Annotated in this window: 23 protein-coding genes and 1 pseudogene; 18 read left to right on the top strand and 6 right to left on the bottom strand. The window is 71.0% G+C overall.

Features of this window, described 5'->3' with window-relative positions; translation table 11 throughout:
• Positions 1 to 949: NAD(P)/FAD-dependent oxidoreductase (locus PPSIR1_RS21250; protein WP_006973211.1), on the bottom strand; the 949-nt coding region annotated here is incomplete at its 3' end.
• A complete protein-coding gene (locus tag PPSIR1_RS21245; RefSeq protein WP_006973210.1) occupies positions 946 to 1,986 on the bottom strand; it encodes a proline racemase family protein in 1,041 nt (346 codons plus the stop codon). The genes PPSIR1_RS21245 and PPSIR1_RS21250, both read right to left, overlap by 4 nt.
• A gap of 168 nt (positions 1,987 to 2,154) precedes the next feature.
• On the opposite strand from PPSIR1_RS21245, the gene PPSIR1_RS43405 reads away from it, so the two are divergent.
• The 8 genes and pseudogenes from PPSIR1_RS43405 (at position 2,155) to PPSIR1_RS21210 (ending at position 10,879) form a co-directional block, all read left to right on the top strand.
• The gene (locus PPSIR1_RS43405; protein WP_006973209.1) at positions 2,155 to 2,754 is read left to right on the top strand and encodes a helix-turn-helix domain-containing protein; all 600 of its coding nucleotides are present in this window, start codon (positions 2,155 to 2,157) and stop codon (positions 2,752 to 2,754) included.
• Between the two features lie 28 nt (positions 2,755 to 2,782).
• Positions 2,783 to 3,670 carry a hypothetical protein gene (locus tag PPSIR1_RS21235; RefSeq protein ID WP_006973208.1) on the top strand — a complete coding sequence of 296 codons (888 nt, stop codon included), beginning with the start codon at positions 2,783 to 2,785 and terminating at the stop codon, positions 3,668 to 3,670.
• Positions 3,667 to 4,140, top strand: a pseudogene (locus PPSIR1_RS51295) (ornithine cyclodeaminase family protein); the annotation flags it as partial. The gene PPSIR1_RS21235 and the pseudogene PPSIR1_RS51295, both read left to right, overlap by 4 nt.
• Positions 4,141 to 4,216: 76 nt before the next feature.
• On the top strand, positions 4,217 to 4,666 hold the full coding sequence (locus tag PPSIR1_RS50800) for a hypothetical protein (RefSeq protein ID WP_198154572.1): 450 nt from the start codon (positions 4,217 to 4,219) through the stop codon (positions 4,664 to 4,666).
• 16 nt (positions 4,667 to 4,682) lie between these two features.
• Complete coding sequence (locus PPSIR1_RS21225) at positions 4,683 to 5,738, top strand: proline racemase family protein (RefSeq protein ID WP_006973205.1); 1,056 nt, start codon at positions 4,683 to 4,685, stop codon at positions 5,736 to 5,738.
• A gap of 32 nt (positions 5,739 to 5,770) precedes the next feature.
• Positions 5,771 to 7,102 carry an alpha/beta fold hydrolase gene (locus tag PPSIR1_RS21220; RefSeq protein WP_006973204.1) on the top strand — a complete coding sequence of 444 codons (1,332 nt, stop codon included), beginning with the start codon at positions 5,771 to 5,773 and terminating at the stop codon, positions 7,100 to 7,102.
• A gap of 14 nt (positions 7,103 to 7,116) precedes the next feature.
• A complete protein-coding gene (locus PPSIR1_RS21215) occupies positions 7,117 to 9,378 on the top strand; it encodes a prolyl oligopeptidase family serine peptidase (RefSeq protein WP_198154571.1) in 2,262 nt (753 codons plus the stop codon).
• A gap of 49 nt (positions 9,379 to 9,427) precedes the next feature.
• Complete coding sequence (locus tag PPSIR1_RS21210) at positions 9,428 to 10,879, top strand: FG-GAP-like repeat-containing protein (protein WP_157595785.1); 1,452 nt, start codon at positions 9,428 to 9,430, stop codon at positions 10,877 to 10,879.
• A 24-nt stretch (positions 10,880 to 10,903) separates the two neighbouring features.
• Here the strand turns inward: PPSIR1_RS21210 and PPSIR1_RS21205 are convergent, their stop codons facing one another.
• Positions 10,904 to 11,608: a hypothetical protein gene (locus PPSIR1_RS21205; protein ID WP_006973201.1), complete on the bottom strand. Its 705-nt coding sequence runs from the start codon at positions 11,606 to 11,608 to the stop codon at positions 10,904 to 10,906.
• 216 nt (positions 11,609 to 11,824) lie between these two features.
• On the opposite strand from PPSIR1_RS21205, the gene PPSIR1_RS21200 reads away from it, so the two are divergent.
• Together PPSIR1_RS21200 and PPSIR1_RS21195 are read left to right on the top strand one after the other, a co-directional pair.
• On the top strand, positions 11,825 to 12,928 hold the full coding sequence (locus PPSIR1_RS21200; protein WP_053335406.1) for a transporter substrate-binding domain-containing protein: 1,104 nt from the start codon (positions 11,825 to 11,827) through the stop codon (positions 12,926 to 12,928).
• Between the two features lie 117 nt (positions 12,929 to 13,045).
• The gene (locus PPSIR1_RS21195) at positions 13,046 to 13,930 is read left to right on the top strand and encodes a hypothetical protein (RefSeq protein WP_006973199.1); all 885 of its coding nucleotides are present in this window, start codon (positions 13,046 to 13,048) and stop codon (positions 13,928 to 13,930) included.
• Positions 13,931 to 14,131: 201 nt separating this feature from the next.
• Here PPSIR1_RS21195 and PPSIR1_RS21190 read toward each other — a convergent pair whose 3' ends face one another.
• Positions 14,132 to 15,013 carry a pirin family protein gene (locus PPSIR1_RS21190; protein ID WP_006973198.1) on the bottom strand — a complete coding sequence of 294 codons (882 nt, stop codon included), beginning with the start codon at positions 15,011 to 15,013 and terminating at the stop codon, positions 14,132 to 14,134.
• A gap of 205 nt (positions 15,014 to 15,218) precedes the next feature.
• Between PPSIR1_RS21190 and PPSIR1_RS21185 the strand changes: the two genes are divergently transcribed.
• The 6 genes from PPSIR1_RS21185 (at position 15,219) to PPSIR1_RS43390 (ending at position 21,825) form a co-directional block, all read left to right on the top strand.
• On the top strand, positions 15,219 to 15,944 hold the full coding sequence (locus PPSIR1_RS21185; RefSeq protein WP_006973197.1) for a YebC/PmpR family DNA-binding transcriptional regulator: 726 nt from the start codon (positions 15,219 to 15,221) through the stop codon (positions 15,942 to 15,944).
• A gap of 80 nt (positions 15,945 to 16,024) precedes the next feature.
• On the top strand, positions 16,025 to 16,636 hold the full coding sequence (locus tag PPSIR1_RS21180; RefSeq protein ID WP_086001558.1) for a LytR/AlgR family response regulator transcription factor: 612 nt from the start codon (positions 16,025 to 16,027) through the stop codon (positions 16,634 to 16,636).
• Between the two features lie 249 nt (positions 16,637 to 16,885).
• Positions 16,886 to 18,628, top strand: coding sequence for a hypothetical protein (locus PPSIR1_RS21175; protein ID WP_157595784.1), 1,743 nt, complete (start codon positions 16,886 to 16,888; stop codon positions 18,626 to 18,628).
• Between the two features lie 191 nt (positions 18,629 to 18,819).
• Positions 18,820 to 19,494 carry a hypothetical protein gene (locus PPSIR1_RS21170; protein ID WP_157595783.1) on the top strand — a complete coding sequence of 225 codons (675 nt, stop codon included), beginning with the start codon at positions 18,820 to 18,822 and terminating at the stop codon, positions 19,492 to 19,494.
• Positions 19,487 to 20,722 carry an FMN-binding glutamate synthase family protein gene (locus PPSIR1_RS21165; protein ID WP_006973193.1) on the top strand — a complete coding sequence of 412 codons (1,236 nt, stop codon included), beginning with the start codon at positions 19,487 to 19,489 and terminating at the stop codon, positions 20,720 to 20,722. The genes PPSIR1_RS21170 and PPSIR1_RS21165 overlap by 8 nt, the downstream gene beginning before the upstream one ends.
• A 332-nt stretch (positions 20,723 to 21,054) precedes the next feature.
• A complete protein-coding gene (locus tag PPSIR1_RS43390; RefSeq protein ID WP_006973192.1) occupies positions 21,055 to 21,825 on the top strand; it encodes a lysophospholipid acyltransferase family protein in 771 nt (256 codons plus the stop codon).
• A gap of 22 nt (positions 21,826 to 21,847) precedes the next feature.
• On the opposite strand, the gene PPSIR1_RS50795 is transcribed toward PPSIR1_RS43390, so the two are convergent.
• Complete coding sequence (locus PPSIR1_RS50795) at positions 21,848 to 21,973, bottom strand: hypothetical protein (RefSeq protein WP_269744721.1); 126 nt, start codon at positions 21,971 to 21,973, stop codon at positions 21,848 to 21,850.
• A gap of 90 nt (positions 21,974 to 22,063) precedes the next feature.
• On the opposite strand from PPSIR1_RS50795, the gene PPSIR1_RS43385 reads away from it, so the two are divergent.
• Both PPSIR1_RS43385 and PPSIR1_RS21150 read left to right on the top strand, forming a co-directional pair.
• Positions 22,064 to 23,599, top strand: coding sequence for a hypothetical protein (locus tag PPSIR1_RS43385; protein WP_157595782.1), 1,536 nt, complete (start codon positions 22,064 to 22,066; stop codon positions 23,597 to 23,599).
• 155 nt (positions 23,600 to 23,754) lie between these two features.
• Complete coding sequence (locus PPSIR1_RS21150; protein WP_157595781.1) at positions 23,755 to 24,648, top strand: glycerophosphodiester phosphodiesterase family protein; 894 nt, start codon at positions 23,755 to 23,757, stop codon at positions 24,646 to 24,648.
• Here the strand turns inward: PPSIR1_RS21150 and PPSIR1_RS21145 are convergent.
• Positions 24,634 to 25,521, bottom strand: a complete 888-nt coding sequence (locus tag PPSIR1_RS21145; RefSeq protein ID WP_006973189.1) for an STM4011 family radical SAM protein — start codon at positions 25,519 to 25,521, stop codon at positions 24,634 to 24,636. The two genes, PPSIR1_RS21150 and PPSIR1_RS21145, sit on opposite strands and share 15 nt — an antisense overlap.
• Between the last annotated feature and the right edge of the window lie 28 nt (positions 25,522 to 25,549).

Here is a 25,549-nt window from a genome sequence, read left to right as displayed (position 1 = left end):
CCCGGGCCTGGCCCAGGGCGGGCACGAAGGGCTGGGCCCGGGCGACCATGCGCCCGAGGGTGTCGGCGTCGATGGCCTTGAGGGCGGCCAGGGGCAGGCTCGGATCCATGTCCTGGCGCGAGGAGCCGAGGAGCAGCTGCCCCGTGGACCGGGGCTGGAGGTTGAAGGCCACGCTCGTCGCCCCGCGGGTCGCCACGGAGTCGTGGTAGCCGAGCTCGACGAGCTGGTGGCGCAGGCGAGCCAGGGGCGAGAGGGCGCCGGCGGTCGGTAGGCGCTCGGTGATGATCAGGTGGCCGCGGCGCGGACGGATGGCCGCGCGCAGGGGGGAGTCGGCGGGCAGCAGGGCGCCCGTGCCCAGGCCCGTCGCCAGGACGACGGCCTCGCACTCGAGCGCGCGGCCGTCGTCGAGGACCACGCGCTCGCCTTGGTCGGCGGGCTCGAGGCTGCGCACGCCGACGCCGGTGGTCACCTCGGCCCCCGACTCCCGGGCCTGGGCGAGCATCCACGCGGCGACGACGGGCGGATAGACCACGCGATCGTCGGCGACGCGCAGGGCCCCGGCGAGCGTCGGCGACAGGCAGGGCTCGAGGGCCCGGGCCGCGTCGTTGTCCAGGCGCTCGACCCGAAGGCCGAGGCCGCGCAGACCCTCGGCCTCGTCCCAGGCGCGCTCGAGCTCGTCGGGGGTCCGGGCCAGCCACAGCGTGCCCGCGCCGCTCCACTCCGCGGACTGGGGCAGGGCGGGGGCGAGCGCGTGCCACAGCTCGAGGCTGCGGTGGCTCAGGGCGAGGGTCGGCGGGTCGTGGTCGAGGGCGAGGACGTGGCCCATGCCCTCGGCGCTCGCCCCCGTGCCGGGCGCGCGGGCGTCGATCACCCGCACCGCCGCGCCGCCGCGGACGAGGGCGCGGGCGCAGGCGGCCCCGACGATGCCGGCACCGACGACGGTGATCACCGCTGGACCTCGGGCGGGGTTCGAGTGGGCCGGCCGTGGCGATCGTCGCGGGGATCGAAGAGCAGCTTGCCCTCGGCGGTGACCCAGGCCCGGCCGCGGACCTGGGGCCGCACGCAGGGCGCCCCGCAGCCAGGCGCGAGGGCCTCGCAGGGCTCGACGCTGCCCACGAAGCAGCTGCCCGTGATGCCCTCTTGAACCCAGCGCTGGCCCGGACCCAGGCGGCCGTCGGCGTGCAGGCAGGCCATGCGCGCGCTGGTCCCCGTGCCGCAGGCGGAGCGGTCGTACTCGCCGCCCGGGCACAGCACGAAGTTGCGGCTGTCGGCGCTGGGGCTAGTACCGGTACTAGGCCCGCACAGCTGGACGTGATCGATGAACTCGCCCTGGTCTCCGCGCACGCCGGCCGCGTCGAGGGCCGCGCGGATCTCCAGGCACAGCTCGGTCAGCGCGGGGATGTGCTCGGCGGCCACGGGCACCGGCGGCTCCTCGACGATGAAAAACCAGTTCCCGCCCCAGGCCACGTCGCCGCGGACCGTGCCGCGGGAGGTCTCGACGGCCACGGCCGCGCGGGACCGGTACGCCGGCACGTTGGTCACGGTGATCCATCCATCTGTTTCGATGCGCACCGCGACCTCGCCGGCTGGGGTCTCGAGGGCCAGGGGCTCGGGCCAGACCCCCTCGGGGGCGCGGCCGAGCTGGGCCAGGGTCCGCGCCACGCCGATGCTCGCGTGCACGCACATCGGCAGGGTCGAGACGTTGTTGACGTAGACGACCGCCGCGGCCGCTCGCGGGGCGAGGGTGGGCACGAAGTCGGGGGAGGGCGGCAGCAAGAGCGCGCCGACGAGGGCGGGGTAGCCCCGGGGCTCGTCGACGATCGCGGCGCGCAGCCACCCGTGGCTCTCGCGCAGGGCCCGGGAGCGCTCGGCGATCGATGTCACCCCGAGATCCGGGATGCCGTCAAAGACGACCCGGGTTGGTTCGCCCTCGGTGTGGCTGTCAATGAACGCCATGGCGTTGGTCGGCCGCATCTTGGTCGGCATCGTATCCGCTTTGGTGGAATGCCGGGAGTCGGCAACCCGCTCCTCATGCCGAGTATTGGGACCATTTGTGTCCGACGAGAAGGGCATGTTCGCCATGATGGTAAAAGATGCCTTGACACTTTTCAACGCTATAGCGTATGGAGTTTTCGCGCCGGGTATATAGCGCCCATGCACGACCCCTCCTCCAGTATCGGCAAGAACATCCGCAGTCGCCGCCAGGCGCTGGGGCTGAGCCTCGATGCGCTGGCGCAGGCTAGCGGCGTCAGCAGCACGATGTTGTCCGAGGTCGAGCGCGCCCGGAAGAACCCGACGGTCAAGCTCGCCTATCAGATCGCCCGCGCCCTCGGCTGCTCGCTGACGGACCTGCTCGAGGACTCGCCGGCCGTCGAGGTCTCGATCGTCCGCGCGGACCAGCGCCGCACCCTCGTCGACCCCGACACCCAAGTGGTCCGCCACGGCCTGCGCTCCTCCTTGTTGGATCGCAACCTCGAGCTCGCCTGGTACGAGCTGCCCGCGGGCGAGTCGTCCGGCGAGATGGGCGCGAACCTGCCCGGGATGGTCGAGCTGGCCACCGTCGTCGAGGGCAGCGTCGAGGTGGTGCTCGGCGGGCGCAGCTTCGAGCTCGAGCTCGGGGACTCGATCACCTACGGCCCGCAGAGCACCACCGAGTATCGCAACCCGGGCGACGAGCCCGCGCAGATCCTCCTGCTCATCGATACCTCCAAAGTCCACGGGGCCAGCTCGAAGCGAGCGGCGCCCGACTCGTAGCCCTCCAAGACACAACGGAACCGGAGTCATGACCACGATCACCCTTCGTCCAGCCCTCGGCCTCGGCGCCCTCGCCCTCGCGCTCTCTCTCTCTTTGGCTTGCAAGTCCGACGACCCCGGCGACGACTCGCCGAGCTTTGGCGACAGCAAGGGCGACGACGACGGCACCGACGCCGCCGACGACGACGCGGAGACCACCGAGGACGAGGTCGGGGACGAGAGCGACGACTTCCTCCCGGGCGGCGACATGCCCAGCGCCAACGCCTGCGATCCCTTCTCGAAGGACTGCCCGGACGGGGAGAAGTGCGTGCCCTACATCTCCGGCGGCGGGGACACGTGGGACGCCAACAAGTGCGTGCCGGTCATGGGCGACGGGGTCTCCGGGGACCAGTGCGTGACCGACTCGCTGACCGAGGGGACCGACTCCTGCGACGGCGACAACCTGTGCTGGCAGCTCGTCTACGACGATCAAAACCAGCTCGTCGGCACCTGCTTGCCCTACTGCGGCGGCAGCCTCGACGAGCCCGCCTGCGAGAACAGCGGGATCTGCCAGATCACCAACAGCGGCGTGGTCAACGTGTGCGTCGACGCCTGCGACCCGCTGCTCCAAGACTGCGGCCTCGAGGGCGTGGGCTGCTACATCGCCGGCGGCCAGGACTTCTTCACCTGCCAGCCGATCAGCGGCGGCTACGAGGACGCGGCGCCGTGCATCTACACCAACGACTGCTTGCCGGGGCTGTTTTGCTCGGCGGGCGAGGCCGTGCCGGGCTGCAACTCGAGCGGCTGCTGCACCAACTACTGCGACCTGAGCGACGGCGGCGCGTGCGATGGCAAGCCCGACACGGAGTGCGTGGCCTTCTTCGAGACGCCCTCGCCGATCTACGAGAACCTCGGGGTGTGCATCTCGCCGCTATGAGGTCGGCGCCTCGCTACCTCGACGCCGCGGCCATCGGGCAGGCCTTGCCGATGGCCGAGGCGATCGCGGCCGCGCGGGACACCTTCGCGGCCCTCGCTCGCGGCGAGGTCGCGCTGCCGCAGCGCCAGGTCGTGGCGCTGGCTGGCGCCAAATCGAAGGTGGTTTCGAAGGCGGCTTCGGTCGCCCTGGTGATGGCCGCCGCGGCCCCGGGCGTAGGCGCGGTGTGCAAGCTCGTCAGCGTGGTCCCGGACAACCCCAGCCGCGGCATGCCGCGGACCCTGGGCACGGTCCAGCTCGTCGACGGACACACCGGCGCGCTCGAGGCCGTGCTCGACGGCACCGCGCTGACGGCCCTGCGCACCGGCGCGGCGTCGGGCCTGGCCACGGATCTGCTCGCGCCGCGAGGGGATGCGTGCCGCGTCGCCGCGATCATCGGCGCGGGCGCCCAGGCGCGGACCCAGCTCCTGGCCATGTACGCCGTCCGCGAGCTCGACGAAGTGCGCGTGTTTGGCCCACGCCCGCGCGCGTCGAGGCCTCATCGCCGCCATGGCGCGCGGGTGCGTCCGCGCATGTCGCGGCGGCTCGGCTGCGGCGGCCGTCGAGGGCGCGGCGATCGTGTGCACGGCGACGAGCTCGACCGCGCCGGTGTTCCCGGGCGCGGCCCTGGCCCCCGAGGTCCACGTCAACTGCGTGGGCAGCTTCCACCCGGACATGCGCGAGCTCGACCTCGACACCCTGCGCGACGCGGCGATCGTCGTCGATCGCCGGGAGGCCGCCCTCGAAGAGGCCGGCGAGCTGCTCGCGGCCGTCGACGCTGGCCTGACGCAGCCCCAGGCGTGGCGCGAGCTGGGCGAGCTGGTGTTGGCCGGCGCGCCGCCGCGGCCCGCATCGAAGACCGTGTTCGACTCCGTGGGCCTCGCCGCGCAGGACCTGTTCGCGGCCCGCCGCGCCCTCGAGCGCGCGCGCGTCTTGTCCCTCGGACTTCCCCTGACCTGAGATCCTCGAGCCGAGCATGCCCAAGACCCCCGTGATCACCACCTTGGAGGCCCACACCGCCGGCGAGCCCCTGCGCATCGTGACCGGCGGCTGGCCCGACGTCCCCGGCGAGACCATCGTCGCCCGCCGGGCCTACGCCCGCGAGCACCACGATCACCTGCGCCGCTTGCTGATGCTCGAGCCGCGCGGGCACGCGGACATGTACGGCGCGCTGCTGACCCCGCCGGCGAGCCCCGACGGCGACGTGGGCGTGCTGTTCATGCACAACGTCGGCTGGAGCACCATGTGCGGCCACGGGATCATCGCCCTGGTCGCCGTGGGCATGCGCCACGGGCTGTTCACGCCCCGAGACCCCGACGCGATCCGCATCGACACGCCTGCGGGCCGGGTGGTCGCTCGGCTCGAGAAAAACGGCGCCGTCAGCTTCATCAACGTGCCCAGCTTCGTGCTCGGCCCCGAGCTCGCGCTGCCCGTGGACGCGCTGGACCTTCCGGGCTTCGTGCTGGCCGAGGGCCACGACGCGCTCCGCTGCACGGTGGCCTTTGGCGGGGCCTTCTACGCCTACGTCGACGCTGACCAGCTCGCGGTGGGCTCGGGCCGCGGCCTCGCCCCGGCCGATCACGGCGCCCTCGTGGAGCTCGGCCGGGCCATCAAGGCGGCCGTCTGCGCGCGCGTGGCCATGCGTCACCCCAGCGGCGACCCCGAGCTCGAGTTCCTCTACGGGGCCATCTTCACGGGCACCCCCGGAGCCCACCGGCCCTTGGGCGACGGCGTGCACAGCCGCCACGTGTGCGTGTTCGCGGACGGCGAGGTCGATCGCTCGCCGACTGGCACCGGGGTCAGCGGCCGCGCGGCCTTGCTGCACGCCGCCGGCGAGCTGCCGGTGGGCGAGTGGCGGACCATCGACAGCATCCTGGGCACGCCCTTCGACGTCCGCGTGCTCGAGACGACCCGCGCCGGAGACCGCCCCGCGGTCGTCCCCGAGGTCCGCGGCTTCGCCCACGCCACGGGCAAGGCCGAGTTTTGGCTCGACGCCGACGACCCCTTGCCCCGCGGCTTCATGCTGCGCTGAGCCCTCTCGCCCCTTCTCGCCCGTCCAAAGCCATGCACCACCCCGACGACTTCGTATTCCTCCCCGGCCTGCGTCTCCAGGACCACCGCTTCGAGCTGCCCATCGACCACGGCGCCGCCGCGCGCGGGGAGAGCAGCGCGACCATCGAGGTGTTCGCCCGCGAGGTCACGCCCAGCGAGGTCGACGCGGCCGAGGCCGCCCAGCGCCCGGCGCTCGTGTTCCTGCAGGGCGGCCCCGGCTTCGCCTCGCCCCGACCCATGCGCCGCGGCGGCTGGCTGGCCAAGGCCCTCGAGCGCTACCGCGTGGTGCTCCTCGACCCCCGCGGGACCGGGCGCAGCACCCGGATCGACGGGGCCAGCTTGCCCGCCGTCGCCAACTCGGCCGATCCGCAGGTCCAGGCCGAGTGCCTGGCCCTGTTTCGCGCCGACGCGATCGTCCAGGACTGCGAGGCCATCCGCGAGGCGCTGTGCTTTGACCGGCCGTGGACCGTGCTCGGCCAGAGCTTCGGCGGCTTTTGTGCCCTGACCTACCTGTCCTTCGCCCCCGAGGGCCTCGAGGCGGCGATCATCACCGGCGGCATCCCGCCCGTGGGCGTGCCCATCGACGACATCTACCGGGCCACCTACGCCCGCGTCCGCGACCGCAACCGCCGCTACTTCGAGCGCTACCCCAGCGATCGCGGCGCCCTCGATCGCCTGGTCGCGCAGCTGCGTCAGACCGAGGTGCGCAGCCTGGGCGGTGACCGCCTCAGCCCCCGGCGCGTCGCCCAGCTGGGCCTGCAGTTTGGTTTCGACGACGGCTTCGAGATCGTCCACTACCTGCTCGAGGGCGCCCAGGGGCGGACCGTGACAGGCCCGCGCCCGGCCCACGAGTTCCTCGTCGGTCTCGAGAAGGTCATGGCCTTCGACACCAACCCGCTCTTCTCGCTGCTGCACGAAGCCGCCTACTGCGAGGGCCCGGGCAGCGCCTCGCGCTGGTCCGCCGAGCGGGTCCGCGGCGAGCTGCCCGAGTTCGCCGAGGACGCCGAGCCGATGCTGTTCACCGGCGAGATGATCTACCCGTGGATGTTCGAGGAGTACGGCCAGCTGCGTCCCCACGCCGCCGTGGCCGAGGCGCTGGCGACCCGTGACGAGTGGCCCGCCCTCTACGATCCGGGCCAGCTCTCGCGGAACAAAGTGCCATGCGTGGCGGCGGTGTATACCGAGGACATGTACGTCGAGCGGCGCTTTTCCGAGGCCACGGCCGCGGAGATTCCACAGCTGCGCTGCTGGGTGACGGCGGACCACGAACACAATGGCTTGCGGGCTCAGGGCGAGGTCGTCCTCGGGCGCCTGCTGGCCATGCTCGACGGCGAGGTCGACTGATGGAGCGAAGCGAGATGAGCAAGGACGTGAACGGCTTTGGGGGCATCGTCGCGGCGCTGGGCCTGAGCTTGGGCTTGGGCCTGGGCTGCGCCGAGCCGGTGGGGGACAGCGCGCCTCCGATCGTGGACGAGGCCGAGGACGCGGCGGCCGAAGGTCCGCCCGTGGCCGAGCCGCGCCCGGTGGTCGATCGTTACCACGAGGTCGAGGTCGTCGACGCCTATCGCTGGCTCGAGGACGCGAGCGACCCCGAGGTCCAGGCCTGGCGCCGGGCCCAGGACGCCCACGCCCAGCGCGTGCTCGAGGCCTCGCCGAGCCTGGCCGAGCTCGAGCAGCGGCTCACGGGGATCATGCGCGCGCCGACGGTCTCGCACTGGGATCTTCAGCCCCGCCCGAGCGGCATCTTTGCCATGCGCTACGTCCCGCCGGCGGCCCAGCCCGTGCTGGTGCTCTTGCCCGGCCTCGACGACGCCGCGCAGGTCGAGGCCGCGCGGGTGCTCGTCGATCCCAACGCCATGGACGAGGCCGGCCTGACCCACATCGACTGGGTCCGGCCCTCGCCCGACGGCACCAAGGTGGCCGTGTCGCTGTCGAAGGCGGGCAGCGAGGTCGGCGACCTGCACGTGTTCGAGGTCGCCACGGGGGCCCTCGTCGAGCCGCCCATCCCCCGGGTCAACGGGGGCACGGCCGGCGGCGATCTGGCCTGGGCCAGCGACGGGCGCAGCTTCCTCTACACCCGCTACCCCCGGGCCGGGGAGCGCCCCGAGGCCGAGCTCGACAAGTACGTGCAGGTCCACCGCCACACCCTCGGCGAGGACGCGAGCGCGGACCCCCACGAGTTCGGCAGCGAGCTCCCGGACATCGCGGAGATCCACCTCGCGGCGGTGCCCCAGACGGGCAAGTCCAAGCGCAAGTCCAAGTCCAAGGCGGTCGAGCGGGTCCTGGCCACGATCCAGTACGGCGACAGCGGCCGCTTCGTCCACTACCTGCGCGACACCAAGGGCGCCTGGCAGCCCCTGAGCGCCTTCGACGACGGCATTGTCCAGGTCAGCGTGGGCGGCGGGGAGCTGTGGTTCGTCGACGTCGGCGAGGCCTCGCCCCGCGGGCGCCTGCTCCGGGCCTCCCTCGACGACCCGAGCAAGCGCGAGGTGTTCGTGGCCGAGGCCGAGGACACGCTCACGCACTCTTTTTGGGGCGACCCGAGCGTCGAGGTCGTGGGCGATCGGGTCTACGCGCGCTACCAGCTCGGCGGACCGAGCGAGCTGCGGGCCTTCGACCGCCGCACGGGCGCGCCCCTCGACAAGCCCGAGCAGCCCGCGGTCGGCAGCGCCGGCTCGATGGTCGCCCTCGGCGACGCGCTGGTGTTCGGCGCGGGCTCTTACCTCGAGCCCTACGCCTGGCGCCGCCACGGCGCCGACGGCGAGACCCAGACGACGGCCCTGGCCGAGCCCACCCCCGAGGGCGTGGACTACTCGGGCATCGAGGTCCGGCGGGAGTTCGCGACCTCCAAGGACGGGACCAAGGTCCCGGTCAACATCCTCGTCGCCGCCGACGCGCCCCTCGACGGCAGCCGGCCCTGCGTGGTCACGGGCTACGGCGGCTACGGCATCAGCTTGACCCCGGGCTTCTCGCCCGCGCGCATCGCCTTGCTCGAGCGCGGCTTTTGCTACGCCGTGGTCAACCTGCGCGGCGGCAGCGAGTACGGCGAGGCCTGGCACGAGCAGGGCGCGCGCACGAACAAGCAAAACGTCTTCGACGACTTCGCCGCGGCCCTCGAGCACCTCGCCGCCCGGGGCTACAGCCAGCCCGAGCGCCTGGGCATCATCGGCGGCAGCAACGGCGGCCTGCTCATGGGCGCCCTGCTGACCCAGCGCCCGGAGCTGGTCGCCGCCGTCATCGCCCGCGTGGGCATCTACGACATGCTCCGCAACGAGCTGTCGGCCAACGGCCAGTACAACATCCCGGAGTTTGGGACCGTGGAGGATCCCGAGCAGTTCGCGGCCCTCCACGCCTACTCGCCCTACCACCACGTCGAGGACGGGCGGGCCTATCCGGCGGTGCTGTTCACCACGGGCGCCAACGACCCGCGTGTCGACCCCATGCAGTCGCGCAAGATGACCGCGCGGCTGCAGGCGGCGACGCAGGGCGCCTCGGAGGTGCTGCTGCGGGTCAGCGACGAGGCCGGCCACGGGGGCGGGAAGCCCTTGAGCGCGCGGATTCGCGAGACGGCCGAGGGCTACGCCTTCTTCGTCGATCGCCTCGAGTCCGCGGGCGATTGAGGGCCGGGGGCGATTGGTTCACGGGCTTCGAGTCTGGCAAGCTCGCCAGATGCTCGCTCGGTGCCCCGCCGCGGCTGCGCTCATGGCGGTCCTGACCTTCGCTTGCGTCGAGGGAGGACCCGACGATCGCGCGGACGAAGCGGGGGACGCCAGCGAGACGGGGGAGGGGAGCGGCTCGACCACGAGCGGCAGCTCGTCGGAGTCGTCGAGCGAGGTCGAGTCGAGCGAGGGCGACGAGGGGGACGGGACGAGCACATCGTCGAGCGAGTCGGAGTCTTCGAGCACGGACGAGTCGACGAGCACGGACGAGTCGACGGACACGGAGGAGTCGACCGAGACGGACGCGTCGACGGAGTCCGACTCGGACACCGGCTTTGTCCCGTGCCCTTCGGACGAGGCCTGCCTCGACGACGAGCTGTGCCTCGACGGCGTGTGCTCGGACCCCGACGCCAGCGCCTTGCCCAGCTGCCCGAGGACCCCGAGCTTCGTCGAGCTGCCGCTGCCGCCAGCCCTGAGCGCGCTCCCCGACCCGCCGCTGAGCCTCGCCTTCGTGGACGTGGACGGCGACGGCGACGACGAGCTCACGGTCCTCGACGATCAGGGCCTGCACGTCGTCGAGGGCGCTCAGCTCCTCGACTCGCCCGTGCCCGAGCCCGGGGTCTTCGACGACTTCGCGGCCCTGGACATCGACCTGAGCCCGGGCATCGACCTGGCGCTGACCAGCAGCGTCGAGGCCGTCCTGGGCATCGCCCAGGGCGACGGCGCGGGGGGCTTCGTCGTCGACGACGCCTTCGACGTGCCCGGGAACCTGATCGCGCCCATGCCCGTCGACGCCGATCTCGACGGCGAGCTCGAGCTCGCGGCCTGCTTTGACCCCGACGCCCTCGACATCGTCGTGTTCGGGAGCCTCATCCTGGGCCTGGGCGACTGGCAGCTGCTGCAGGTCCCCAACGCGCACCAGGACATCGCCCGCGCCGACGTGGACGGCGACGGCGACCTCGACCTGCTCGTCGTCGACGGCTCCACGGCGCACAAGGTCCGCGCCAACCCGGAGGGCGAGTGGTCGAGCGGCGGGCAGATCTGGGGGCTCGCGCCGGGCTGGTCGAGCGCGAGCTGGGTCGTCGGGGACCTCGACGGCGACGGGACCGAGGCGGCCCTGGCGGTCGCGCCCACGCTCAAGGGCGTCAGCGTGATCGAGCGCTGGACCGGGGTCTACTACGAGCCGGACAGCCTGCAGTTCGCCACGGTCCCCGGCGCGCGCGAGGCCGGGGTGTTCCTCGACCTGGGCCCCGGCTTTGGCCCGGGCGAGGTGCTCGTGCTCGCCAATGGCGAGGGCGCCGTGGGTGTGCGCGCCCAGGGCGAGCCCCTCGGCTGCGCGGATCCCCTGCCGGGGATCCCGGGGGCCGAGGTCTTGATCGCAGGGGACGTGGACGGCGACGGCGTCGAGGAGCTCGCGCTCATCGACGTCGACGGGGTCGTCCGCGCCTTCGGCCTCGAGTGAGGCTTCGAGTGAGGGTTGCCCCCCTCAGTCGGGCTCGTAGACGGCCGCGAGCAGGTCCAGCTGTTCGGTGTAGAGGCCGTTGTCGGCGTGGGCTTGGATGGTGCCGCCGGTGCCGAGCAGCCCGCCGAACTCACCGTCGAAGCGGAGGTAGAGGCCGCTGTGCTCCTCGCTGCTCAGGGCGACGTCGTAGCTGCCGTTGAGGAATTGGGGCTGGATGTCGCGGCGGTACGAGCCGTTGGCCAGGGCCTCCACCCCGTCGGTGTTCTGGCTGAAGGTCACGGCGAAGGTCTCGTCGAGGGTCCCGCTCTCGGACACCCAGGAGACCTCGATGTCGAGCTCGAGGTGACCCGGCATGACCGGGCCCTCGTTGCCGCCGCAGGTCGAGATGCAGCGCAGCTCCCCGTCCGTGTGGGCGACGGTCACGGTGATGGGCTCGGTGGTGTCTCCCTGGGGCGCGGAGGTGAGCGTCGAGCCGTCGTGGGCGTACCAAAACAGCTCGAGGGCGTGCTCGCCCTCGAAGGTCTCGAGCAGCTCGGCCGGGGTCATGCCTTCGCAAGGCTCGTCCATCCCGATGACCGTGAAGCTCGCGGGGCAGTCGCTGCTTCCGATGTCGTCGGCCCCACCCATCGAGTCGTCGACGCCGTCATCGGAGGCCGGTTCGGGGGAGCAGGCCAGGCTCAGCAAGGCCGAGAGGGCCGGCGCGGCGAGGGTGAGGTAAGGCTTGGACATGCCCTCAGTCTTCCACCGCTCACCGTCAACGGCATCTCGAGAGCGCGTGTGTTTGTGCAACGCGAGGAGGCCGTTTCGATGGGCTGATCGAGTCACTGTGCTCGTGGCACATCCCACTCGGGCGGCTTCGGGCGGGAACGATGAGCGGAGGAACGGACCCGGGCTCGCGTAGTTTTTTCGTCCTCCTCCACGGCACACAGCGCTAGCGTGGGGCCGGTGCGAAACGCAGCGAAGAGCAGGTACGGTGCGTGGCGGCTGAGCCGGCTGGGCGCGCTCGTCTTCGCCTTCGCCGTCGTGCTGTGCGCGGGCATGGCTCGGGCCCAGGCGCCCGCCCCCGAGCAGCCGCTGCGCGTCGCCGTCAAGGAGGTCCCGCCCTTCGCCGAGCGCAGCCCCGAGGGCGAGTGGACGGGCACGAGCATCGCGCTGTGGCGCGACGTGGCGAAGGCCCTCGAGCTCGACTACGTGTTCGTCGAGGCCTCCCTCGACGAGATGATCGCGGGGACCTCCGAGGGTCGCTACGACGTGGCCGTGGCCGCGCTGACCGTGACCGCCGAGCGCGAGCGGATCGTCGACTTCACCCACCCCTTCCACACCACCGGCCTGGCCATCGCCGTGCCCGAGTCCGCCGGGCAGCTGAGCTTGCGGGGGCTGCGAGAGACCGTGTTCTCGCCGGCCTTCCTCGTGTTGATCGGGGCCCTGGCGACGATCCAGCTCATGGTCGGGACCCTGGTCTGGGTCATCGAGCGCCGGGCCAACCCCGAGCAATTCCCCGCCGAGGCGGGTCCAGGGGTCGCGGCGGGCTTTTGGTGGGCGACGGTGACCATGACGACCGTGGGCTACGGAGACAAGGCGCCCAAGACCGGCCTGGGTCGCGCGGTCGCGCTGATCTGGATGCTCGCGGCGATGATCATCCTGGCCAGCGTCACGGCGAGCATCGCCTCCTCGCTGACCATCGAGCGCCTCGACGCGCGAATCCGCGGGCCCGAGGATCTGCGCCGCTTTCGCGTCGGGGTGATCGCGGAGACGACGGGGGCGAGCTACCTGCGTGAGCACGACATCGTGGCCGTGCCCTTCGCCAGGTCCGAGGCTGCCCTCGAGGCCCTCGACCGCGGGGAGATCGACGCGCTGGTCTGGGACGAGCCCTTGCTGCGCGGGACCCTCGACAGCCGCCCCGAGCTCGACGCTCGCCTCGTGCCAGGCATGTTCCAGCGCCAGGACTACGCCATCGCGGTGGGCGAGGGCAGCCCGCTGCGCGAGTCGATCAATCGGGTCCTGCCCGAGCTCACTCGGGGCCGACGCTTCGATACGCCCTCGCCCTGAGCCCATTCGTCGCTCGACCGTGCAGCGCCGTTCGCAGAGCCGCGCAGTCGCGCACCTCGGTGTCGGTGTTGATCCCGATCACACGATGGGGTCCCGCGGCCTGGCTATCGTCCCGCGATGCTTCAGCGTTCGACCTTTTCTTTCCTTGGCCTGACCTGTGCCCTGAGTCTCTTCACCTTCAGCGTTGGTTGCGGCGACGACGGCGGCGACGCGGGGGACGAGGTCGGTGAGACCTCCCCCGAGACCGAGTCGGGCGAGGACACCACCGACACGGAGACGGGGGACACCACCGAGACCACGGACACCACCGACATGGGCGAGGACACGACGGAGACCACCGACATGGGTGAGGACACGACGGAGACCGCCGACATGGGTGAGGACACCACCGAGACCGGCGGTGAGTGCATGGTCTGGGAGATTAGCTACGACCTCGAGGGCAGCGAGTTCGAGATCAGCGACACGCCCTTTGGCGCGGGCGACCAGGTCAACACCTTGCAAGAGCCCTACGACGAGGACCAGAACATCGGACCCGGCGCCATGGTCATGCGCTTCGCCGACGTGGGCGGTGCCCCGGGGGGCCAGGCGGCGCTGGTGTCCTACGACGTGACCCTGTTCTTCGTCGTCGACGGCGCGACCAAGGTGACCACGGACCTCGAGGCCTCGGCGGGGCCCGAGGAGTGCGGCGTGACCTCGGGCGAGCTCGACGGCAGCGACGTCGAGTGGATGCCCTCGGCCATCGTCGGCAACCACACCGTGGGCACGATCCTGTGCGAGGGCTTTTTGTGTGGCGCGGGCGGCCTGCCCGACGGCGAGCCCGTCGAGCAGGACGAGATGAACGACCAGCCGCTGTCGGTGTTCTCCTTCGCCGACGACCTGAGCAGCTTCTCCATGCCCAACACCGTCATCGCCGAGGACGACAACTCGACGACCTCGTGGATGTACATGGGCACCGAGACCAGCCGCGAGCTCGTCCCCGGTCCGGACTGCTTTTGCAACTGACTTCCGTTTTGCCCCCACGGGGAGCGGGGGACCGGGGGCGCTTCGTCGCTATCCGCTCCTCCGCTTTGGCTCGGTGGGCAATGGGGCATGTGGTCGCCCCGCGCAAGCGGGGGCGTAGATTCTTGCTGAGCTCGGCTTCGGGTCAGCGAGCGTGAGAGCGGGGGGGGGGCGATGGCCTCCGCGTTCTTTCTGGTTTGAGCTTCAGCCCTTGCCGAACTGGCCCAAGCGGAGCTTGATGAATGCCTCCTCGAGCTCCTCGCGGGTGTTGAGCACGAAGGGGCCCGCGGCCACGACGGGCTCGCGGATCGGGTCGCCGGCGCAGACGAGCAAGCGGGCGCCCATGGGCGCTTGGATCTTCAGGCCGGCGCGCTCCTCATCGGCGAGGCGGGCGATGCCGCCGGCGCGCAGGACCCTGGCGCTCGGGCCCAGCCGCGCCTCGCCCTCGAGGGCGATGACGAAGCCGCGGCGGCTCGCGACCAGGGGCAGGGTGGCCTCGCCGTCTTCCTCGACGTGGACGTCCCACAGGTCGACGGGCGTGGCGCTCCCGCCGGGGCCGGTGCAGCTGGCCACGGTCCCGGCGATGACGCGCACGGACAGGCAGCCGAACTCGACGGTGGGGACCTGCTCGGCGTGCAGCAGCTGGACGCTCGGCGCCCCCTGCTTGTGCTCGGCGGGCAGGTTGAGCCACAGCTGGAGCATCTTGCAGGTCCCCCGGCCGTGGGGGCGCTCGCTCAGCAAGATGCCCCGGCCGGCGCTGATCCAGCGCAGCTCCCCGGGGTTGAGCACGACCGGCTCGGCGCCGAGGTTGTCGTGGTGCAGCAGCTGCCCCTCGAGCACGAGGCTGATGGTCTCGAAGCCCTGGTGGGGGTGGAGGGGGAAGCCGCCCGGCGAGACCATCGCGTCCTCGACGATGGTCACGAAGGGATCGTTGTCCTCGAGGCGCTCGAGGCCCGCGAGCACCCGGTCGAAGAGGGTTCCGCCGGCACGCGGAGGCCCGGGGGGCGGAGCCTCGACCTCGCTCACGTCGCGCGAAGGCCCGCCGTCGAGGAGGGAGAAGGTGGGTCGCGTGGGGGGATCGGCCATCCGTTGGCACAGCTTACCCGCGATCGTCCGCGAGGCCCTCCGGCCGCCCGGATTCGCGGACAGAGCCGCCCGCGCCTGGCTTTCGGGCCAGGGTCGACTTCGAGCGCGCACGACTCGCGCTGGGGGCGACGCCGCCCCAGCGCTGGCCAGGCCTCAGGGCGAGAGTGTAGAACCGTGAACGTGAGCGAGACCGGAGGCAGACGCAATGGGTCGTACCTTTGAGAACCGAAAGCAGGCCATGGCCAAGCGGAGCGACCGCGACGCCAAGGCCTTCACGCGCGCGGGTCGCAAGATCGCCATGGCGGTCAAGTCCGGAGGGCCAGACCCCGACGCCAACCCTGCCCTGCGTCGGGCCATGCAAAACGCTCAGTCGGTCAACATGCCCAAGGACCGGGTCCAGGCCGCCATCGACAAGGCGGCGGGTGCCACGGACACCGACGACTGGCAGGACGCCCTCTACGAGGGCTACGGGCCCCACGGCGTGGCGATCATCGTCGACGCGACGACCAACAACCCGACCCGCACCGTCGCCAACGTCCGCTTCGCGTTCAAGAAGGGCAACGGCAACCTCGGGGCCTCGGGCAGCGTCGCCTTCCAGTTCGACCAGCTCGGCACCTTCCGGCTCGACCCCGCGGGAGTCGAGCGGGACGAAATCGAGCTCGAGCTCATCGACGACGGCCTCGACGACATCGACGAGGGCCTCGGCGAGGACGGCGAGCAGGAGCTGATCCTGCGCTGCGCCCGGGAGGACTTCGGCAAGCTGTCCTCGGCGCTCGAGGCCAAGAAGATCGAGGTCAAGTCCTCGGGCTTCGAATGGGTGCCGCAGAATCGCACGGAGCTGTCGGACGAGCAGATCGACGAGGTCCTGGGGTTGATCGATCGCCTGGACCAGGACGACGACGTCCAAAAAGTTTTCCACAACATGGCGTGAAAACGGCCCCTCGGCGCAGCGGGGCGACCACTCGGCGCTCCGCGGATGCGCGCGCTCGCTCGACCGGTCAGCGTCCCGGCATGCTTTCGACTGCGAAGACTGCCACGGTCCTGGTGGGCCTCGGCTGCGTATTGGCTTGTTCGAACCCCGAGGGCCCGAGTTCGGCGCCCACGGACGCGACCGATGAAGCGGGCGAGGCTGGCGAAGACGACGATGCCGGTGACTCCGGGGGTGATGGAGACGCGCACCTCAGCTGCCTCGAGCCGGTCGTCCCGGCGCACCTCGCCCGGGCGCTCTCGTGGCTCGACCGTCGCCCCTCGATCTCGCCGCCGGGGCCCGCGTCGGTCCTCGAGACCACGGACCGGGTGCGCCTGCAGGTCGGGGAGGTCACGCGCTTCGTGGCCGTCGCCGAGATCAGCTGCGTGCGCTCGGCCGGCGACTACAGCGAGGTCTACCTGCGCGGCGGCGGTAACGAAGAGCTCGTCCGCGTGTCGATGCGCGAGTGGGAGCAGCGCCTGGCGAAGGCGAGCTTCATTCGCGTGCACCACACGGCCCTGGTCAACCTCGACGCCCTCGTCAGCTTGCGGCCCGCGGCGGGCTCGACCCACGAGCTCGTCGTCGAGGGCATCCGCGAACCCGTCCCCGTCAGCCGCAAGCACCTGCGTGCGCTCCGGGCCCGGCTGGAGGGCTGAGCGCTCCGCTGCCTCGCCGGGGCGTCAGCGCGAGCGCATCGAGGAGGCCAGGCCGACCAGGCCCGCGGGGCGTGGCATCGTCACGGGGGTCCTGTGGTTTGAGGCCCTCGGGGGCGGAGTCTGGCTGGTATTTCCAAGTCTAAACAGTTGGCGGTGGAGAAAACGTATTCGTTGCGACGTGAAATCGTGTGATAGTGACGATTTGTAGATTCTGACTATGCTCTCGAACTCGAGCGAAGGGATGTGACCATGGCCATCGAGAAATGTGTTCCAGTGTTGGTGGTGTGCTCGAGCCTGCTCGGGGCCGGGTGCGAGGGGTGCCGGGGCGGTGAGGACGAGGGCCCTCGGCTCAGCGAGTCCGCAGAGGCCGGTGAGGGCACACAGCCCGTCGAACTCCCCGAGGGCTACGACTGGGAGCTGAAGCTCGGCGAGCACCGGCACGATGGAGAGCCCACGCTGGTCGAGATCGACGCGCGAGAGCAGGAGCTGACCGAGGCGTACTTCGAGTACTGCAACGAGGCGGTCGGGGAGTTTCCGGTGGACGAGTTCAGCTGCGAAGACGCGCAGCTGATGCCCGTGACTGGGCTGGAAAATCACGGGGACAGCCTCGTGCGCGGGGATGCAGGGTCTGTCCCGCACAGCCTCGATGGCATCGCGTCGTGCGACCGGCCGAGCTTGATCTACCGCGACATGCACAACATCGGGTGCTCCGAGGGGAGCCGGATCAAGCGCATCTCCAAGGGCGACGCCGACTGGGTGTACGTGTGCCGCAAGGCGAACGAGTTCTTCTCTGACGAACACCTCTACAGCGAGATCGGGCTCATCGGCCACAATCGGGAGACGGGTGCGACCTGCTTTTACGCAGGGCGAGCAGCGGTGAAGTTCAAGGTGGAGGGGGAACAGCCTGGCAAGGACGGTCCCGTCACGGTCAAGGGGGAGCTGAGCGCGCTGCTCGGGAAGGGCATGCACGCCCCCAATGACGCCGCGGGTGTACGCAATTGGGCCATCCCCGATTATGGCGGATGCGCGCGCTGCCACTCCCACGGGCCCTGGCTCAACTTCCCCTTCGTCGACGGCAAGAACGACTATTCGGAGTTGAAGTACGTCTTCGACGACGAAGAGGAGATGCACATGCCCGAGCAGCGCTACGGCGAGCGCCAGTGCTCGAAGAGCGGGGGGGAAGCGGGCTCGAGCCTTCCCGAAGCGCCGGGCTACCATGAGGACGACTGCGAGCCAGTCGTCCCGGAGCGGCACCCTGGGATGCTCTACGCTCCGGTGAACCCTGCCTCGGCGCTGGCGTCCCAGGCGTCGGGGTTGGAGCCGAAGCTGAGTGACGACGAGAAGAAGCGCTATGAGTGGCCCGAGGCCAGGCGGCTGAAGCCCGAGGTCAAAGACGCGGGCGTGTGCACGACCTGCCACCACATCGGCAACGAGACCTACAGCGAGCGTTACCCCCGCGCCTTGTTCTCGAGCGAGCCGAGTGGTGCCGAGCCGAACCGGGTGTGGCTCTACCAGCGGAACACCACCGAGTCACTCCGCAGCTCGCATCGGAGCAAGGTCGAGACCCTCACCTGGGCGTCGATGATCACCTATGGGATCCCGGGCTACGGGACGGGCGGCAACGGGGAGCTGCCGAAGCTCGATGACGCACAAATCGAGGCCGCGGTCATGGCCATCGAAGGGTGCAAGCGGGCCGAGCGAGGTAGCGAGGACTGGGAGAAGTGTTGGGCCAACCACTGGACGGGGGAGTCGCTCGCGGCGGACCCCTTGCAGTACCTCCAAGACACCTGCTCCTACTGCCACAGCGGGGAGGCGGGTCCCAAGGTCCCCAAGCTCGTCACCGAGGCGGAGTTCAAGGCCAGCGCGTCGGACATTTGCTCGCGCTTGAAGGACGAGCGCGCCCCGCATCCGCCGGGCGGGCAGCTGTCTCGTTCGATCCTCGACATCCTCGACCAGAGCGAGCTTCTCAGTTGCAAGACGGAGTCCCAATGAACGCTGGTACGAACGAGCTAAAGACCATCTCCAACCGCCCGGCGGAGCCCACCAACGGGCTGATTCGGAAGCTGTGCGAGCCCCTCGACGCTTCGGCGCTGGAAGCCGCGAGGAGCTACCGTCGGCCTCGTCGGGAGGCGGTCGAGGCCTCGAGCCCCGATTGGAGGGACCTCCAGCTGCTCCCGGCTCAGATGCACACCAAGCCGCTGATGGAAGATGCGGAGGTCGAGACGAAGGTCGAGCTGTCCGCCGTGACGACCATCGGCCCCGTCATCGCCCGGGATCCGTCGCTGTCGAGCGACGCCCCAGTGCAGCGGGTCGCAGTCACTCGAGGCTCCGGCGCGCACAGGCTCGTCGCGGCGGGGGAGGGCGAGGGCGTCCTCATTCGGGGAGCGCATCCTCGCGCGGCGCTCGACGAGCTGGACGAGGACGCACGCTTCGTCGTCCTCGATCCCGGCGAGTCGGCTTTCGGCGCCCTCGCGGAGTATCGTGCGTGGCGAGCGAGCGCGACGGCCCCGCGCCCCGCCTTGCTCGTCACGGACGACCTGCAACCGGCGAACTACGCCAAGGCCCTGGCTCTGGGGGCGCGGGCCATCGTGCTCGGGCTCGAGCTCGTCGCGGCCCTCGAGGCGCGGGGCGACGACAGGCTGGGCAACTTCATCTACAACGCCGAAGTCTTGATGAAGGTCATGGCGCGGGCATGCGGCCACGACGATCTGGCGAAGTTCGGCCCGCGTGAACTGACGAGCTGGCGCCTCGCCGCGGCGCGAGCGGCGGGGGTCGACCACGCCGCGGTGCCGAGGCAGGTCGAGGGCGCGCAGGCGGAACACCAAAGCAACGAGAAGGGCAGCAGGAGCAATGGCTGAGGAACTCATCGACTCGCTCTCGAAGACCAGGATCGGCGAGCACGGCCACGGGCCGATCGCGTCGATGGGCGTCGTCTGGGACCAGCTGCCCACGTGGGACGACATCGACATCGATTCTGGGGGCGAGGCTCTGTCGGGGGCTGTCGAGGTCGGAACCAGGCTCGTACTGGGCAAGACGCCGACGGCGGAGCGGCCCGGGGCCAAGCCGCTCGAGCTAACGATCCCGTTGATGATCGCCGACATGAGCTTCGGCTCCTTGTCGCGCGAGGCGAAGACCGCCCTCGCCAAGGGGGCCGAGCTCGCCGGCGCCGCGATCTGCTCCGGCGAAGGCGGGATCCTAAAGGACGAGAAGGCGCAGAGCTCTCGCTACCTCTACCAGCTCGGGACCGGCGAGTTTGGCTACGAGACCATGGCAGGGGAGGAGCGCCCGCGTTGGCACGGCGCCCAGGCCTTCCACTTCAAGGGCGGCCAGGGGGCCAAGACGGGGACGGGGGGACACCTCCCCGGAGCCAAGGTCTCCCCGATGATCGCCAAGACCCGGGGCAAGGAGAAGGGCAAGGACATCATCTCGCCCCCCACCTTCGAGACGATGCGCAGCGTCGAGGACTTCCAAGCGCGGGTCGAAACGGTCAAGGAGGCGATGGGCGACGTCCCCATCGGCTTCAAGCTCAGCGCCAATCGCATCGAGGACGACATCGACTTCGCTCTTCGGGTCGGGGCGGACTACATCATCCTCGACGGCCGGGGAGGCGCGACCGGGGCGGCGCCGATCCTGTTTCGCGACCACATCAGCGTGCCGACCATGGCGGCGATCGTCCGCGCTCGCCGGTACATCGACGCGCACCCCAAGGGGGCGGGGGTCAAGCTCATTGCGACTGGGGGCTTGCGCGTGCCCACGGACTTCGTCAAGGCCATGGCGCTGGGGGCCGACGGCGTCGCGCTGGCCAACACGGCGCTCCAGGCCCTGGGCTGCGTGGCCACCCGCCGCTGCGAGTCCGGCGGATGCCCCGTCGGCATCGCCACCCAGGTCCCCGAGCTTCGCGGCAGGTTCAAGGAGAAGGCCGAGCTGCGTGCGAACTGGCTGGGCACGCTGCTCGGCAACTGCGTCGAGGTTATGAAGAGCTTCGCCCGCGACCGCGGCCACGCGGACCTGAGCGGCTTCACCAAGGACGACCTCGTCACCTCGAATCCGGAAGTCGCCCGGCTGACAGGCATTCGCTTGCGCTGAGCTGTTTTGCCCCCACAGGCGCTTGGGACCGGGGGGGCTTCGTCGCTGTCCGCTCCTCCGCTTTGGCTTGGTGGGCAATGGAGTCCGTACCTTGGAGAAGGCTAGCGGTCGCCCCCGCGAGCGGGGGCGTGGCGTCGTCCACGACGGCTAAAATAGTCAGGGCTGCGCTCGCGCCGATGCATCCTGCCCGATGAAGAGGGCGGGCTCTCGGTCCGGGACGTGCGTGAGCTCCAGGGCGGGCAGGGCCCGCAAAGACCCGCTGGGGCGAGTCCTGGGCGTCCTCGGAGCCCGGGGTTTTTCCCGCGGGCGGGCTCCTCTACACTCGGCGCGCGATGGCCCGGAGCAACGTCGAAGACCGAGACCCGACCTGGAAGGACTGGGCGCGGAGCGTGCCGGCGATGGCTGGGATGCTGACGACCATGCTCGGCTTCGAAGTGCCGCTGCGGGTGATCGGCAACGCCGGCAGCACCGACGACTTGATGGACGCGGGCCACGTGTTCGCCGACGTCATCTGGGCCAACTTCCGGATGACCGGCGCCTCGCTGACGGTCTCGGGCATCGAGCACGTCGACCCCAGGGAGCGGCACATCATCGTCGCCAACCACCAGGGCTTCAGCGACGTCATCGTGATCAGCACGACCCTGCGCAGCCTGCAGCCGCGCTACGTGGCCAAGCGCGAGCTGGCCCGGGGCTGGCCGAGCATCTCCTACCTGCTCGAGGCCAGCGGCTCGGCGATCATCGACCGCCGCCAGCCCGAGGCGGCGATCGGCGAGATCGAGCGCCTGGGTCGGCAGGCCAAGCGCGAGGCGTGGAACGTGGCGATCTTCCCCGAGGGTACGCGGGCCCGGGATGGGGTGCCCAACAAGTGGAAGAGCGGCGGCCTGCGGGCCCTGCTGCAGACCGCCGGGGACGTCCGGGTGCTGCCCGTGTCGCTGCGCGGGGGCGCGGAGCTGTTCGCCCACAACGCGCTGCCCTTTCGCGCTGGCGTCGACATGGGCATCCGCATCCACCCGCCGGTCTCGGTTCCGGAGGTCTTCGACGGGCCGGAGTTCGACGCCTGGGTCGAGGAGCAGCGCCTGACCGTGGTCTCGGGGCTGGGCTAGTCGCCCCCAAGGACCAGCTCGATCATGCGGCCCCGGGTGTCGCGGCTTTGAGCGCTGCATTGAACACGAAGCCGGGCACGGCAATGACGATGGGTAACGTGGGCTCGTCGAGGACGTGGGCGAACGCGACGAGGCGGTCGACGGCCACGACGGTCGCTGCCGCCTCGGGTGATGGCTGCGTGATAGGGTGCGCGCGTTGGATTCGAATCGTTCGCTGCCCCCGTTGAAGGATCTCGCCATGCATCGCTCCGCCCCCCTGACCGTCATCGCTTGCTTGTCCGCTACCTCCCTCGCCGCCTGCTCCACGGGTGAAGCCGACGACGGGGGCTCGACGACCTTCAGCTTGGAGACCAACGCCGACACGCAGATGGGCGACGACGAGGTCGGCTCGGAGAGCACCGACGGCCACGCCGACGAGACGGCGGGCACGGAGATGGCCGAGCCCGACCCGACCTGCGAGGACGGGGTCAAGAACCAGGACGAGACCGACATCGACTGCGGCGGCGGGACCTGCAGCCCCTGCGAAGACGGGCTGATCTGTTCGCAAAACAGCGACTGCATCAGCATGAGCTGCGTCGACGGGGTGTGCGTGTCTGCGACCTGCGAGGACGGGGTCCAAAACGGGTCCGAGACCGACGTGGACTGCGGCGGCGTGGTCTGTGATCCCTGCGCCGACGGCCTCGGCTGCGTCGAGGGCACGGACTGCGTCAGCCAGGTGTGCACCGACGGGACCTGCACCCCGCCCGGCTGCGGCGACGGGGTCCAAAACGGATCCGAGACCGACGTGGACTGCGGCGGCCCCGGCTGCGACGGCTGCGCCGAGGGCGAGATGTGCATCGAGGGCGCGGACTGCTTGTCGCAGTTTTGCGATGGGGGCCTGTGCGCGCCCGCGGACTGCCTGAGCGACGAGGACTGCAACGAGTTCGACAGCGACTGCACCGAGGGCACCTGTACGCCGGACAACACCTGCGTGGGCACGCCCGTCAACGAGGGCAGCGTGTGCGACGACGGCGACCTGTGCAGCACTGGCGAGGTGTGCAGCGCCGGGACCTGCGGCAGCGGGGCGCCGGTGGACTGCTCGGCGATGAGCGACGACTGCAACGTCGGGGTCTGCGACCCCATGGACGGCAGCTGCACGACGGAGGTCGCCAACGAGGGCAACCCCTGCGACGACGGCAACGCCTGCACCGTGGCCTCGACCTGCATGGCCGGGGCCTGCTCCGACCCCAACGAGCCCGGCTACGTCTTCCACGAGAACTTCGCCGACAACTCCCAGGGCTGGACCCTGGGCAACGAGTGGCAGATCGGCGCGGCCGCGGCCTCCAACTGCGCCCTGACCTGCCCGGGCGACGACCCGGCCACGGACCACAGCTCGACGGCGGACAACGGGGTCGCGGGCGTGCTCATCGGGGGGTGCACCAACAACACCGTGCACGCGGCCTACTGCCTGACCAGCCCCGCCGTCGACACCTCCGTGTTGCCCGACAGCGCGTGGCTGACCTTCTGGCGCCACCTGCACTCGGACTACCCGCCCTACATGACGAACACCATCGACGTGTTCAACGGCAGCAGCTGGGTCAACCTGTGGACCAGCAGCGGCAGCGTCTGCATCAACGACACCGAGTGGGCCGAGGTCACCTACGACGTCACCGCCCACAAGAACGCGAACTTCCAGGTCCGCTTTTGCCACACGGTCGGCTCGACCGGGGTGTTTACCAGCGGCAGCTGGTCCGTGGACGACGTCACCGTCGGTCCGGCCGTGTGTACGCCCTGATTCCGTCTCGATCTCGCGCAGGTCTGGGCCCGCTCGGGCCCATGGCGTAGCCTGGGGTCACCATGCTCCGTTCGATTCGTCGCCCAGCGCTAGCCGTGCTCTCGCTCGCGCTGGTGTTGGGCTGCAACGACCGGAGCCACGAGGAGAGGCCGAAGATGGACTTGAAGCGTCCCCGGGGTGCGGTGGTGGATCACGACGGGAAGATCGCGGCGCGGATCGCCGCGGCGGAGGCTGGCTCGCTGCCGTTGATCGTCGCGCACCGCGGCGCGTCGAAGGACGCCCCGGAGAACACCTTGGCGGCGTTTCGGCTGGGCTTCGAGCAGGGCGCGGACGCGATCGAGGGCGACTTTTGGCTGAGCGCGGACGGGGTCATCGTGGCCATGCACGACCGGAGCCTCGCGCGGACCACCGCGACGCCGAGCGGCGAGGGCGACGGGCGCGAGGTGACGGCGCTGACCTGGGAGGAGCTGGCCCACTTCGACGTGGGCTCGTGGGACGAGTGGGCGGCGAGGGGCTACGCCGGCGAGCCCATCCCGACCCTGGCGCAGGTGCTCGAGCTGGTCGCGGCCCAGGGCGAGGGGCACCGGGCGATCGTCGAGATCAAGGACGGGCCGCGGATCGTGCCCGCGCTGCTCGAGACCCTCGCGGCGAGCGGGCTCGCCCCGGAGCAGGTGGCGATCATCGCCTTCGACGCGGAGGTCATCGCGGCGCTGACGAAGGCGCGCAGCGAGGGCGGGGCGAACTGGCCGGCGTACTGGTTGTCCTCCTTCGAGGAAGGGAAAGGCGGCGCGCTGGAGCCCTCGGCGGCGCAGGTGGTCGCGGAGGCGCGGCGGGTCGGGGCGGACGGGGTCGACCTGTGGGCGAAGGCGCTGGTGCTGGATCCCGAGCTGGCGCCGGCCGTGCGCGCGGCCGGGCTCGAGCTGCACGTGTGGACGGTGGACGACGAGGCCCTGGCGCGGCAGCTGGTCGCGCTCGGCGTGGACTCGATCACCACCAACATCCCCGCGGCGCTGCGCGCCTCGCTGGCGCCGGGCTCAACCGCGAACTAGCAGGCTGCGCCCCGCGAGGCCGTCGCCGAAGCACTGGCGCAGGCCCAGCGAGTCGAGGTGCACGTAGCCGATGAAGCACCCGCAGCGGGCGGTGGGGCAGGCGGTCGAGCTCGGGGTCAGGAGGGCGTCGAGGTCGTCGGCGTAGAGGTTGCCGAGGACGGCGTCGACGAAGTGGCAGCGCCGGAGCTCGCCCTCGCCGGTCACGAACAGGGCCGTGCTCCCGGCGGCGCAGGCCTGGCCGCGGCTGGGGTGGCGGACGGCGTTGATCTCGAACAGCGGGTCGATGGCGGCGAGGCGCTCGCGCTCGCCGGCTTGGTAGTAGCCCGGGCCGCCGCTCTTGTAGGCGTTGATCCACAGGTAGACGCCGGGGGCGAGGCGTTCGCGGAGGGCATCGATGGCGTCGAAGTGCTCGCGCAGGCCGACCACGCCGACGCTGTAGCGCAGGCCCCGGGCGTCGAGGCCGGCGCAGCGCTCGAGGAAGCGGTCGAGCTCGACCTCGCCCGGGTGGTAGGTGGTCCACAGCTGGAAGCTGGCGCGGCGCGGGGCGGGGAGCTCGGCGAGGGCGTCGAGCCAGCCCTGGCGCCAGGCGAGGTTGGTCTGGGCCGCGACGGCGACCACGTGGTCCAGGCGGGCGAGGGCGACCATGGCCCGGTGGTAGTGGGGTCGAATCAGCGCCTCACCCCAGGGCGTGAACAGGATCGAGAGCCGCCGGTGGGCCTGGCCCGCGCACCAGGCCACGAAGCGCTCGAGGGCGGCCTCGTCGGCCTCGAGCTCGGCTCGGCTCGAGACGTGCTTGGCGAATGGACAATAGGGGCAGTCGTAGTTGCAGCTGGCCAGGGGGCCACGCCAGTTCAGGTGCAGGTCGAAAGCCATCGGAGCTCGTTGGCCAGGGGCGGGATGG

This window comes from Plesiocystis pacifica SIR-1, from assembly GCF_000170895.1.
Classification (GTDB): domain Bacteria; phylum Myxococcota_A; class Polyangia; order Nannocystales; family Nannocystaceae; genus Plesiocystis; species Plesiocystis pacifica.
This window is presented reverse-complemented; position numbering and strand designations above follow the sequence as displayed.